Genomic DNA, 12,078 nt, shown 5'->3' with positions numbered 1-12,078 from the left:
GGAGTTTCCGCCGTGTTGGAAAAAAGCGTTTCTTTACTCGTTATTTCATCGCTGCGCTGCGCTTCGTATTCCTAACGATTGTATGAATTTTAAACGCTTTCTTCCTCATTTAGTTGCCGTCATTGGGTTTGCAGTTCTGGCTGTGCTGTATTGCTCGCCCGTTTTGAAGGGCAAACGATTGAATCAACACGATATCATTCAGTCCGTTGCGGCTGGTCGCGAAGTGGTCGAGTACCACAAACAAACCGGCGAATGGGCGTGGTGGACCAACAGCATGTTCGGCGGAATGCCCGCCTACATGATTTCCGGGGACTATCCCACCAGCCTTACCCACAAACTCGGTCAATACATCAATTTGCTGCTTCCCGACCCGGCCAACTACATCTGGCTGATGATGGTGGGCGGTTTTGTGCTCATGTTGGCGTTGGGCGTCAACGTCTGGCTGTCGGCCCTGGGAGCCATTGCGTATAGTTTTGCCTCCTACACCTTATTGAGTCTGGAAGCAGGTCACGTTTCAAAAATTCTGGCTCTGGCCTACGCGCCGGGTATTCTGGGGGGCGTTATCCTGGCCTTGCGGGGTCGATACCTCGCCGGAGCCGCGCTGGCGGCTTTGTTTCTGGGTCTTGAACTCTACGCCAACCACGTACAGATCACGTATTATCTCGCCTTTGGCATCATCATCTATGTCCTGATCGAGAGCGTGGTCGCCATCCGGGAAGGGCGTGTCCGCCAACTCCTGCTGGCGTTGTCGGCACTGGGTGTTGCGGCTGTTCTCGCCGTTGGGACGCATACCACCCGGCTCTGGAATGCCGCTGATTACGTGACCGTTACGACGCGTGGAAAATCCGAACTGACCATAACACCCAAAGCAGAACCCGGTGCGCCAGCCGCTGCGGCTACGACCCCCGAAGACGGTTTGGGGAAAGACTACGCGTTTCAGTACAGCTACGGCATTGGCGAAACCTTTACGCTGCTCATTCCCAATTACGCCGGTGGCCCTTCCGTCAGTTCGCTCACGACGGACTCGGAGACCTACAAAAAAATGACCGGCATCGGCGTCGATCCGGGCAATGCCCAACAGTTTGTGCAGCAATTGCCGATGTATCACGGAAATCTGTATAGCCAGAGCGGTCCGGCCTATGCGGGAGCCATTGTCATTTTCCTGTTCGTACTCGGTTTGCTGATCGTTCCCGGTCGGCTGAAATGGTGGGCGCTCGGCATCGCTTTTCTGTACATTGCCTGGGCCTGGGGCAAAAACTTTCCGGCGTTCAATTACGCCTTTTTCGACTATTTCCCGGCTTTCAACAAGTTTCGTGCGGTCACGATGACGCTCACGCTGGCGCAGTTGCCGCTGGTGCTGCTCGGCATTCTGGCCCTGAAAGAGATTGTCGATAAAAAATATTCACCGGCTCAACTCAACCGCCCGTTGCTGATCAGTTTGGGCGCAACCGCCGGTTTCTCGCTGCTGATGGCCCTGGCACCCACGGTTTTTCAAAGCTTCCGGGGCAGCAACGACGAGATGATGCTGAACAATCTGGAGCAGGGTCTGCAAAGTAAACCGCTGGCCGAACAGGTTATTGCCGCGATGATCGACGACCGCATCGGCATGTTGCGTTCCGACGCGTTCCGGTCGGCCATTCTGATTTTGCTGGTCGGCGGGCTGATCTGGCTGTTCGTTCGGGATCGCATCAAACCGCTGGTTTTCTACCCGGTTTTGCTGGCGCTGATGATTTTTGATTTGTTCAACGTCGACAAGCGGTATTTCAACAACGATGATTTTGTGAGCAAACAGGCGATTCAGGAGACGATTTCGCCAACGGCCGCCGACGAGCAGATTCTGGCCGACAAAGCCCTCGACTTCCGGGTGCTCGACCTGACCGCCAGCTTCATGAGCGACGCCAAAGCGTCGTATTTCCACAAGTCGCTGGGAGGGTATCACGCGGCCAAACTGCGCCGGTACCAGGAGTTAGCGGAGTTTCAGCTTTACCGGAATTTGCGGGAACCCCAAACGGCGCCCAATGCGATGAACGTCATCAACATGCTGAATACGAAGTATTTCATTACGCAGCTTCAAACCGCGAACCCCCAGCAGGCGCCGGGGCCACCGGTGGCGCAACGGAATCCGGGGGCGCTGGGTAATGCCTGGTTTGTGGAGACTTATCGGCTGGTGCCGAATGCCAATGAGGAAATGAAAGCGCTCGACAGCCTGAATACCGCGAAAGCCGCCGTGGTCGATCAGCGGTTTGCCGAACAGTTGACGGGCTTAAAAATCCAGCCCGATTCGGCGGCCAATTCGATTCGCCTGACCAGTTACAAACCGAATGAACTGATCTATGAAAGCAACGCGACCAGCGAGCAATTGGCGGTTTTCTCCGAAATCTATTACAACGTTCGCGACGAGTGGAAAGCCACCATCGACGGCAAGGAAGTGCCGCACCTGCGGGCGAATTACGTGTTGCGGGCGATGCGCGTTCCGGCCGGAAAACACACGATCGTTTTCAAATTCGATCCGGTTTCGATCCGTGTCGGCAAGGTGGTCGATCTGGTGTGTTCGTTGTTGATCATCGCGTTTATCGGAACGGCGGTTTTTATCGAAAATCGGAAAAAACCGGTATAAATTCGGAGAAAGGCCGGTTTCTTCCGATCAAAAATGGTCCTACCTACCGGCATCTTTGGTTGGTTCAAACGGCAATGCTAGCTGGAGCGTTCTTCAATTTTCGGATCAATTGCCGGATTGAAACCAGATGACCGAGCAAAACCACCGGAACCACCAGACCGGGCAATCCGACAAACGGAACTTTCAGTACACCAACGTTGGGTTGATTGAAGGCCAGTTGCTGAAAGGGAAGGGGTGCCGAGACGATGGCATGAAACACAATAGTGATCAGCAATACCAGCGCCAGAATATTCCAGAGCAGCAGCTTCCGGTGGTTGGCTGGTCGGTTCTTCGAAGCCCAGTAACCGGCCAATGGCGCGGTGATGCCTGCCAGAATATCGAAATTCCGGCCCTCGAACGTCATGACTTCCGGAATTTGCTGATAAACGAATAAACCGTACAACGTCAGTTCCACCGGAATCCGGATTGTGTTCAGGAGCGTCAGCGTTGGAAGCGGTAACTGATCCAGAAAAGCGCGTCCGGGTTTTGTGAGAAACAATCCCAGGATGAGCAGCAGCGGTGGGCCAATTGTCAGCAGGAACCGGGGCGGCACGGCGTCGATGTTCAGGAAAAACTGACGTTGGGCCAGCACCAGCAAAACCGTCAGCCAGAGTATCATTCCCGTTAGAATGAAACCCGCTTTGGTTGGGGCGGCTTTGCGAAGGGCGGTATAAAAAATCGCTAAGGTGATAATCAGAATTCCGCCGAAACAGAGGCTCAGCCAGAGGGGCGGGTTTTCGGAGAGGTGTGAAAGATTGCGTACCATCGTTGTTTACAGCTTTTTGGTTTGATGCTGTAAAGCAAGGCCGCAAAAACGGTTTTTGGAACGGTTTTCGGGCCCGATTCAACGAATGGTACGGAAAACGGTGATGAAGGGTCAGCCAACGGCCACCTGTTGCAGCCACTTCTTAAACTCCGCGTTCCGGTACCGGCTGACCGTCACGGTTTCTTCGGGCTGGTTCCGGTGCAAAGCCGGGGTCAGCGTCACCCGGAGCTTGCGGTTGCTGTCGTCCTGCACCGTTCGAATGGCCGCCAGCGAGACGATGAACTGGCGGTTTAACTGGAAAAAATAGCCTTCAGGGAGCAAACTTTCCAGCCGGGAAAAGGAGTTGTAATTCGTGGTCAGTTGCTGCCCGTCGGTTTTAACCAGCAGAACCACGCCCTGGGTCGAGAAGAAATAGGCGATTTCGTCGGGGCGCAACCGGAACTGGCGGGAACCGGCGTCGATCAAAAGGGCTGCATCCAAAACCGGTCGAACCGGCGGTTGCAGGTGGTTTACTTTGCGGTTGATGGCTTCCGTCGCCGACTGTTTTTCGAGCCGAAAGGCCTGGAGCAGATACAAGCCGACGTAGCCGCCGTTGATCAGCGTGGCGATGGTGATGCAGACAAAAATACCGGACGTGAGTTGAACCGAATTGGGCCAGAAACCGGAATACAGCCGGATGGCGCAGGGGAAAACAACCGAAAACGTCAGCAACGTAGCTAAACCGCCCACCGCAAATTGCCGCCCGATGCGTTGCGTAGGGTTGTAGGAAAACGGCAAACGGCGGTCGAAATGCCGGAAAATGACTACATTGACCGACCAGCACGAGAGCATGACCGTGGCAACCGTCAGAAAGTAAGCCGTCGGAAAACGATACGCCGGCTGCCACGGAAAATGCCGGTAAAAAACGACGTGCGACGCGATCGTTGCCAGAAGCGGGACCAGAATCAGCAGCAAAAAACCGTGTTGTCGGCGGCTTAACGGTTCCATGATGGGTTTTGCTTTTTTGTATTATCAATAGGCTTACGGGCCGTTATTCATCAAACTAAAAACGCATGGAGCCGAACGAAACTGCCCCGAATGCTGATAAACTCGACCGCATCATCGACGCCCGCATGAAGCTAAAACGCCGGTTTGAGGAAGCCATTCAGAACACCCCGTCAATGACCGACGAAAAACCCCTGGGCTCTGGTCCGCCGAACCGCCACGGAATGCCGAAGATACCAAAAAGCCAAACGGTTACGAAAAAATGGCCGGTTCTTGACCTGGGCCACCACCCTAACATTCCGCTGGACAAGTGGCAGTTGGCCATCGACGGGGAGGTCGAACAGCCGGTTCGGCTGAAATGGGCGGATTTCATGGCACTGCCCCAAACGGAGGATGTGAGTGATTTTCACTGCGTAACGACCTGGTCGAAGCTGGATGTGCCGTGGGTGGGCGTCCGGTTTGCGGATCTGGCTGCGCTGGTGATGCCGAAAGAAACCGCCACGCACGTCATGTGCTACGGTTTCGATGGATACTCAACCAATATGGCATTGGAAGAAGCCCTCAAATCCGACGTCCTGCTGGTTCATACCGTTGAGGGTGAGCCGCTTCCCCTTGAACACGGCGGGCCGGTTCGCATGATTACGCCCCAGCTTTACGCCTGGAAAGGCTCCAAATGGATCAAACGCATCGAGTTTCTGGCCGGGAACCGCCTGGGTTTCTGGGAAGAACGCGGATACTCCAACACGGCTTACCCGTGGCGGAATGATCGGTATAGTTAAAAAGAATTGTTTCGCGGAGTTGAGCGGAGTAAAAGGGAGTTTAGCAGAGTTTAATAAAATATCTCCGCTTACCTCTCTTTTTCTCCGCTCAACTCCGCGAAATAACGTCAAACTTAAATGCTATTCTCCATAAAGGCGTAACACAGCATGTGGCAGATTGTCATGTGGGCGTCTTCCACGCGACCGTAATGAACCGAGTCAATGGCGATCACTTCGTGGGCGAGGTCGGCGAGGGTGCCGCGTTTGCCGCCGACGAGGGCCACCGTTGTGAGTTCGTGTTCATTGGCCCACTGAACGGCTTTCACCAGATTGGGCGAACTGCCGCTGACACTCATCGTCAGCACCAGATCGCCGGGCCGGGCGTAGTTTTGCAACTGCCCCACAAACACGTCATCGTAGGAATAATCGTTGCCGAGGGCCGTGATCCAGGCGGTATTGTCGTTCAGCGACAGGCAGCGAAACCGCTTGCCAAGCCGGTCGGAAGCGCCTTTTCCCAGATCCGTAATGAAATGGGAAGCATTGGCCGCGCTGCCGCCGTTGCCAAAAACGAAAAACTGGCGGTCTTCCTCCCAGCAGGTTTTCAGCAGTTTAACAATGCGTTCCACTCGCTCGACCGGAATGGAGTCGATAGCCGCCTGATGGTGAACAAGATACTGTTCAAAATACGTTTGCATACCAAGTATAAGATTGAAGTAGTAGAGGGTTGTTGAACCGAACGTCCGGTTGTTCATTTATAAACTCAATGCGCCAATTGGCACGGTATTTTCGCCCAGTTCTGCCAGCCGGATCGCCGGGCCGGGTTGAAAAGCGCCCATCAGGTAGGCTGGCAATCGTCTTTCAACCGCCGAACGCAGGGGTTCGCCGGTCAGCGACAGGCCGCCCCCCAGCACGATGACGTCCGGATGCAAGAGATGCACGGCGTGTGAGAGCCCAAACGCCAGATCGTCGGCCAGTCGTCCGACGATTCGCTGGGCCGTCGGGTCGCCCCGGTCGAATGCTTCCCGTAAAAACCGGGCTTCACCGGTTTGGGCCGCGCCAACCACCTGCTTTAGAATCGAGTCCGGGGGCAGGTTGGTCTGCGCTTCGCGGATTTCGCGGTCGACGGCCCAGCCGGAACAGACCGACTCCAGCGTAGTCCCGGCTTTATCGAGCCGAAGGTGGCCGATTTCGGTTTCGCCGGGCGGCATTCCGTGGTAAATTTGCCCGTCGATCACCAGGCCACCTCCAACGCCACTGCCGAGTGTCACGTAAAAAACCTGTCGGAAGGTGCGTCCGGCGCCGTGTAGGGCCTCGCCCAGAGCCGCCACATTGGCGTCGTTTTCCACCCGAATCCGCTGGGCCGACGTCCGTTGCCGCAGCCACTCGCCCAGGCCAAAACCGGCCCAGCCTTCAATCTGGTGGGAAGTCGCGATCCGGCCGGTTTGGGTATCGACCGGTCCGCCGAACCCGACGCCAATGGTTTGAATGGGTTCGGGAAGTTGCCGGAGGGTGTCGTCGATGTGGGCTAAAATGCCGGCGGCCCCGCGGGACTTATCGACCGTAAACCGGAAATGGTGCCGAAGGATGGCTGCTTCACCCGCTACGAGTTGCAGTTTGGTACCGCCAATTTCAATGCCAAGATTCATTCTGTGGAGCGGAACTCAATCCGCCATGCGTAGGAATAGATGATCAGGCGATGTGCCCGAAGCACAGTCACGCGGCAAAGTAAAGAAGAAAAAAATTACCGGAGGGTATCTTTTTGAAGATGGGGATAATTTCGGCGGGTGAGCGCCGGAAGCTGGATGCGGGGGCCATTTTGCCAGGCGTCGGCTCCGGAAACGGGTGGGCGGCCCAGGATGTCAGACCGCAATTGCCGCTTTTCGGCCGACGAAACATTCAACCGTCTGTCGCGGGTTTGCAACAGGCTGGGGTCGATCTGGCCATCTCTCGTAAAGTCCATCACCAGCGCCGGGCCACCGAAGGGGAGTGTCGGGTCCTGATCGGTGTGCCAGAGTTGCCAGGTTTTCCCATACTGCGTAACCAGCGCACTCATCAGATTGTGTTCGGCCTTCGGACTTAAACCGGGGGCCACCAGCATCCCGCTTTTCACGTCGTAACGGTAGCTGTGCCAGAGTTTTTTTTCATCGTCCGGCAGGGTTTTAAACAGGCGCTCCGAAATGACGTATTCCACCCCCATCAATTTGGCATTCGTTCCGGCACCGTCAAAAATGACGCATTGGGTCAGGTCTTCACTGAGCGTACTGCAATAGTGATGAGCCTCGAACTGGCTCGCCCGCTGGCCATTGTAAAATTGGAGTTTGTTGAGATAAAGCGCCAATTGTCGCGCTGGATTCGTCGGGTTTTGGGCGGTTTTGGTCTTGGCGAGAGGTGTTTCGGAAGAAGCAGTTGACGGTGTACCGGATGACGTATGATCTCCTCCGCAAGCCAGTAACAGTACGGCTCCCAAAACATAAAACCCCAATTTGATCATTGTGACAGAAAAAAATGCGTTCCTCTACATTGATCACAACTTTCGTTCGCAGGATTTGTTCGAGGTGATTTTGTCAGGTAAGTTACTTTTTTTGAAAAGATATGTGGTCTTCAGGGCCAGGTTAATTTTTTTATACACAGGTGTTGTTGTTTGTATATAAAATCGATTAGGGGCTAGTTTAAATGAAACGGTTGTCGGTCCTGGTGAATGATTTTAGAATTATGAATCAGGCCCAGTATCAGCAAGCCGATGACAATAGCGATGGCAATCTGGAGGGATGAGATCAGGTTGAATTGTGAGGATTCTGTTTTTGATTCGTTCATCAGGCTCTGACCCTCGGTGTATTGAATGTTGGTTAATTCATTGAGACACAAAATGGCCTGTTGAAATGTTCGGGAACCTTTGCCGTTGAATACCACACTTCCCGCTTCTTTATTTCCGGATTGACTCAGGCGAAGGATGCGGTTTTCGAGCAGCGCATATTCAGCAACCCGGTTTTTAAACGCGTGTAGACTTTTAGCTTCTTCCGTAATCAGAAAGGTCTTTTCATAATTCCGGATGAGTGAATCGATCGACTGGTTTTTGGTTTTAAGAAAGGCTTTGATTTCGGCCGGGGTGGAGGTTGTTGTTGACGTGAGGTGCTTTTCTACCAAAAGTCGTTTGGTATACAGATTTTCGATTAAATAAACCATATCGACTGCCGGAATCAGCCGATCCTGGTAGATGGAAGAGAAGGATTTATCGATGTCGTTGATGTTGCTGCGGGAAAGAAACGTGCTCAACACAATCAATACCATAATGCCGGTCAGAAGAAAAGCTGCCTTTATTTTTTGCTGAATAACAAATGACCATTTCATATCCCGTACAGATTATATTGTGAAGAAAATGCCGTTGCCATACCTTTTACTGATGAACGAAAGTAAGCTTATTTCTATATGTTTTTTCATCCTTGCTGTAGTGTCTTCACCATACATAATCAGGACGTTCGCTTTTAATCCCTTAATTGATTCACATAAACGCGAACGATGAGATGATGCCCCTGCCTAACCGTAGTTTGAGTGCCAGCGGCACGTAATTATACGAGCAAATGCGTATTCTGAGCACTCCGGGGTCAATAATCTCATAGTTCACGTTAAATAAAACAACCGCCGAAGTAAATGTTCATCAGCCCACAGCTAAAGCTGTGGTTAAAGCGAAAAGTAATCCCTGCTACCAGAACCGTTTTAACGGTTTCGTGGTATGGCAAAACCGTTAAAACGGTTTCGTAATGATTTGGTTTCACTTCAATTTACGCACAGCTAAAGCCGTGGGCTGATAAGCCACAACCTAAATCCAGCGGTTATTTTGTTTAAATCAATAAGGGAATTGAGGGGCAAACAAGCGAAAGCTCTGACAAAGTTGAGTGCTAATGCTGTTTCAACGGGCCTAAATTTGGGATAGCCGGAACGTTGGAGACATTGAATTTTCTCCTAATTTTAACGTATAGATTCCTAGACCTTTATGAATTGTTCCCATGTACAAACTCCTTTTGCTCATTCCGTTTGTTTTCGCCATCCTTGCCACCACCCAAACGGATCCTCTGGCAAAAATCTCTCCCACCCGATCCAATCAGGACACCACGAAGATTGACCGCGATTATGCGCTGGAAGCGAATATGACCGGTTTTTTCAGTAAGAACGGCGCGCGAAATCCCACCTTACGGGCCAACAAAGGCGACCGGGTGCGCATTACGATCACCAACGGGGAGACCATGACGCACGACATTGCGCTGGAAAAACTCAAATTGAAAAGCAAGACGATCCTCGAAAAAGGATCCAGCACCAGCATCGTATTTACGGCTGGTCAGAATGATACGTATTATTGTTCCGTTCCGGGCCACCGGGCCGCCGGGATGGTGGGGGCCATCGAGGTGGTGGAGGGCGTGATTTCGGACGCCACCATTGCCGGGCAGGTGCCGATGAAAGACGGCCAGCCGCTCAACCTGAACTTCGAAACCGGAACGCTGAAAGACTGGACGGCCACCGGCGACGCCTTTGCCAACCCGCTCGTGAACGCCGATCCGTCGCCGGTGCATGAAAAGGAAATGAACATCGGTTTTGAAGGGAAATATTTCCTGAGCAGCGGGGGAACGGCGAACTACAAACAAACCGGGACGCTGACTTCCGTACCGTTTAAAGTAACCCAGCCGTTTGCGGCTTTCCGGGTGTCGGGCGGGGCGTTGCAGGATACGCGCGTCGAACTCGTTCAGGCGGGAACCAATAAGATTATTTACCACATTACCGGACAGGGTCGGGCCACACTCCAACCCGCCGTCGTGGATCTGCAACCGTATCTGAACCAGGATATTTTCATTCGGATCATCGACAACGAAACCGGTATTTCCCAGATTCCGTACATTCCGAACGACAAGTGGGCGCACATCAATTTTGATTCGTTTCTGTTTTATCCCACCCGCCCCACCTTTCCGAACGAGCTGGATCAGAAGGACATCATCATTCTGCCGCCCCTCGATCCTGTCCTTCACGCCGGCCTTTCCGGTACGGAAGCCGCTAAGGTGATGACCCTGCCGAAAGGATTCAAGATTACGCTGGCAGCCGCCGAACCCGACATCATCAAACCAATCTGTTTCACCATCGACTGGCGGGGTCGGCTTTGGGTGGTCGAATCACACACGTATCCGGTTCCGGCACCCGAAGGCCAGGGTCGGGACCGCATTCTGATTTTTGAAGACACCAACGGCGATGGAACGCTGGATAAGAAAAAAGTTTTTGCCGAGGGGCTGAACCTCGTCAGCGGGATGGAAGTGGGCATGGGGGGCGTGTGGCTGGGGGCAGCTCCCTATCTGCTGTTCATTCCGGCGGATTTCAAAACCGATAAACCAACCGGCCCGGCCCAGAAGCTGCTCGACGGCTGGGGCACGCAGGATACCCACGAAACCCTCAACAGCCTGCGCTGGGGACCCGATGGCTGGCTGTATGGCAACCACGGCGTCTTTACGCATTCGAACGTTGGAAAACCGGGCGCACCGGATTCGGAGCGGACCAAACTGAACGCCGGGGTGTGGCGGTATCATCCGACCAACCACCAGTTTGAACTGTTTGCCGAAGGCACCAGCAACCCCTGGGGCATCGACTTCAACGACTACGGACATGCCTTCATCACCGCCTGCGTCATTCCGCACATGTATCACATGATTCAGGGCGGGCGGTATTTCCGGCAGGCCGGCAAACATTTCAACCCGTATACCTACGACGACATCAAAACCCACGCCGATCACGTCCACTGGCTGGGCAAACGGGGTCCTCATGCCGGCAATTTCCGGTCGGCGGCAGCGGGAGGGGGACACGCCCACGCCGGGGCCATGATCTACCTCGGCCATAGCTGGCCGCAGGAATACCGCAACGATATTTTTATGAACAACATCAACGGAGCCCGGCTAAACCAGGATCATCCGACCCGGTCGGGATCGGGCTATTCGGTGAAACACAAACCGGATTTTCTGGCCATGAACGATTCGTGGTCGCAGTGGCTCAATATGAAATACGACCCCAGCGGATCGGTTTTTGCCATCGACTGGTACGATAAAAACCAGTGCCACAGTTCAAACCCGGATGTGCACAACAAAACGATGGGCCGGATTTTCAAGATTACCCACGAAAATGACAAGTGGGTGCAGGTCGATCTGTCGAAAGCGTCGGATCTGGAGCTGGTGAATCAGCAGCTTAATCCGAACGAGTGGTATGTCAGACAGGCCCGTACGATTTTGCAGGAGCGCGGCCCCAACAAGAAGGTTCACAAAGCCCTGAAGGAAATACTGGTTAAAAATCCCGATGCCACCCGGAAACTCCGGGCGCTGTGGGCGTTGCACGTGACGAAGGGGCTGACCGAAAAAGAGCTGGCAGACCTGCTTGCCAACGAGAGCGAATACGTCCGAAGCTGGGCGATTCAACTGCTGGCGGAGGACAAAACCGTTGCGCCGGAAACCCTGAAACGCTTTGCGGCCCTGGCCCAGAATGACAATTCGGCTCTGGTACGGCTTTACCTGACCTCGGCGATGCTGCGTCTGGAACCGGCTCAGCGGTGGGACGTGCTGGAAGCGCTGGTTCAGAAAACCGAAGACAAAGACGACCCTAACCTGCCGCTGATGGTGTGGTATGCCGCCGAACCGCTGGCCGTTGTGGATGCCAAACGGCTGTTGCAGATGGCCGAGAAAGCCAAACTTCCGAAAATCATGCCGTATGCGGTTCAACGCATTGGGGCCATTGGATCGAATGACTCGAAAAAAGTGCTGAAAGAACTGAATGAGCGGTTGGGGAAAATGGAACACTCGCACGAGAATCACGAAATTCAGCAGGTGCTGGCGAAGGCGCTGGAAGAGTAAGCTCACTGATTTTGGATGGGAACGCGGATTGGACGGCTGAAA

General features: G+C 53.7%; 9 protein-coding genes. 3 read left to right on the top strand and 6 right to left on the bottom strand.

Annotation, left to right across the window (positions count from 1 at the left end; translation table 11 throughout):
• The first annotated feature begins 82 nt into the window (after window positions 1-82).
• Window positions 83-2,617 carry a YfhO family protein gene (locus F0P93_RS00100; RefSeq protein WP_150874366.1) on the top strand — a complete coding sequence of 845 codons (2,535 nt, stop codon included), beginning with the start codon at window positions 83-85 and terminating at the stop codon, window positions 2,615-2,617.
• Between the two features lie 64 nt (window positions 2,618-2,681).
• On the opposite strand, the gene F0P93_RS00095 is transcribed toward F0P93_RS00100, so the two are convergent.
• Together F0P93_RS00095 and F0P93_RS00090 are read right to left on the bottom strand one after the other, a co-directional pair.
• The gene (locus tag F0P93_RS00095) at window positions 2,682-3,422 is read right to left on the bottom strand and encodes a DUF8737 domain-containing protein (protein ID WP_150874365.1); all 741 of its coding nucleotides are present in this window, start codon (window positions 3,420-3,422) and stop codon (window positions 2,682-2,684) included.
• A gap of 111 nt (window positions 3,423-3,533) precedes the next feature.
• Window positions 3,534-4,409, bottom strand: coding sequence for a LytR/AlgR family response regulator transcription factor (locus F0P93_RS00090; protein ID WP_150874364.1), 876 nt, complete (start codon window positions 4,407-4,409; stop codon window positions 3,534-3,536).
• A gap of 65 nt (window positions 4,410-4,474) precedes the next feature.
• Here F0P93_RS00090 and F0P93_RS00085 point away from each other — a divergent pair, with 65 nt between their 5' ends.
• Window positions 4,475-5,185 (top strand): molybdopterin-dependent oxidoreductase, encoded by a 711-nt coding sequence (locus tag F0P93_RS00085; protein WP_150874363.1) that lies wholly within the window; start codon window positions 4,475-4,477, stop codon window positions 5,183-5,185.
• 113 nt (window positions 5,186-5,298) lie between these two features.
• Here the strand turns inward: F0P93_RS00085 and F0P93_RS00080 are convergent, their stop codons facing one another.
• The 4 genes from F0P93_RS00080 to F0P93_RS00065 all read right to left on the bottom strand — a co-directional run bounded on the left by F0P93_RS00080 (window position 5,299) and on the right by F0P93_RS00065 (window position 8,512).
• Entirely contained in the window at window positions 5,299-5,859 is a 561-nt protein-coding gene (locus tag F0P93_RS00080; RefSeq protein WP_150874362.1) for a D-sedoheptulose-7-phosphate isomerase, read from the bottom strand.
• 57 nt (window positions 5,860-5,916) lie between these two features.
• Window positions 5,917-6,810, bottom strand: a complete 894-nt coding sequence (locus F0P93_RS00075) for an ROK family protein (RefSeq protein WP_150874361.1) — start codon at window positions 6,808-6,810, stop codon at window positions 5,917-5,919.
• Window positions 6,811-6,905: 95 nt separating this feature from the next.
• Window positions 6,906-7,655 (bottom strand): OBAP family protein, encoded by a 750-nt coding sequence (locus F0P93_RS00070; RefSeq protein ID WP_150874360.1) that lies wholly within the window; start codon window positions 7,653-7,655, stop codon window positions 6,906-6,908.
• A gap of 173 nt (window positions 7,656-7,828) precedes the next feature.
• Window positions 7,829-8,512 carry an MCP four helix bundle domain-containing protein gene (locus tag F0P93_RS00065; protein WP_150874359.1) on the bottom strand — a complete coding sequence of 228 codons (684 nt, stop codon included), beginning with the start codon at window positions 8,510-8,512 and terminating at the stop codon, window positions 7,829-7,831.
• 656 nt (window positions 8,513-9,168) lie between these two features.
• Between F0P93_RS00065 and F0P93_RS00060 the strand changes: the two genes are divergently transcribed.
• Window positions 9,169-12,036 carry a PVC-type heme-binding CxxCH protein gene (locus F0P93_RS00060; protein WP_150874358.1) on the top strand — a complete coding sequence of 956 codons (2,868 nt, stop codon included), beginning with the start codon at window positions 9,169-9,171 and terminating at the stop codon, window positions 12,034-12,036.
• Window positions 12,037-12,078: the final 42 nt, after the last annotated feature.

The organism is Larkinella humicola (assembly GCF_008727875.1).
GTDB lineage: Bacteria > Bacteroidota > Bacteroidia > Cytophagales > Spirosomataceae > Larkinella > Larkinella humicola.
Note: the sequence above shows the minus strand (reverse complement) of the source record. Positions and strands in the feature narration are given on the sequence as shown.

What these genes read in the sequence shown, in the direction of transcription:
- F0P93_RS00075 (WP_150874361.1), bottom strand. Translation starts at nt 6,810, where the DNA reads ATGAATCTTGGCATTGAAATTGGCGGTACCAAACTGCAACTCGTAGCG.
- F0P93_RS00095 (WP_150874365.1), bottom strand. Translation starts at nt 3,422, where the DNA reads ATGGTACGCAATCTTTCACACCTCTCCGAAAACCCGCCCCTCTGGCTG.
- F0P93_RS00060 (WP_150874358.1), top strand. Translation starts at nt 9,169, where the DNA reads ATGTACAAACTCCTTTTGCTCATTCCGTTTGTTTTCGCCATCCTTGCC.
- F0P93_RS00085 (WP_150874363.1), top strand. Translation starts at nt 4,475, where the DNA reads ATGGAGCCGAACGAAACTGCCCCGAATGCTGATAAACTCGACCGCATC.
- F0P93_RS00065 (WP_150874359.1), bottom strand. Translation starts at nt 8,512, where the DNA reads ATGAAATGGTCATTTGTTATTCAGCAAAAAATAAAGGCAGCTTTTCTT.
- F0P93_RS00100 (WP_150874366.1), top strand. Translation starts at nt 83, where the DNA reads ATGAATTTTAAACGCTTTCTTCCTCATTTAGTTGCCGTCATTGGGTTT.
- F0P93_RS00080 (WP_150874362.1), bottom strand. Translation starts at nt 5,859, where the DNA reads ATGCAAACGTATTTTGAACAGTATCTTGTTCACCATCAGGCGGCTATC.
- F0P93_RS00090 (WP_150874364.1), bottom strand. Translation starts at nt 4,409, where the DNA reads ATGGAACCGTTAAGCCGCCGACAACACGGTTTTTTGCTGCTGATTCTG.
- F0P93_RS00070 (WP_150874360.1), bottom strand. Translation starts at nt 7,655, where the DNA reads ATGATCAAATTGGGGTTTTATGTTTTGGGAGCCGTACTGTTACTGGCT.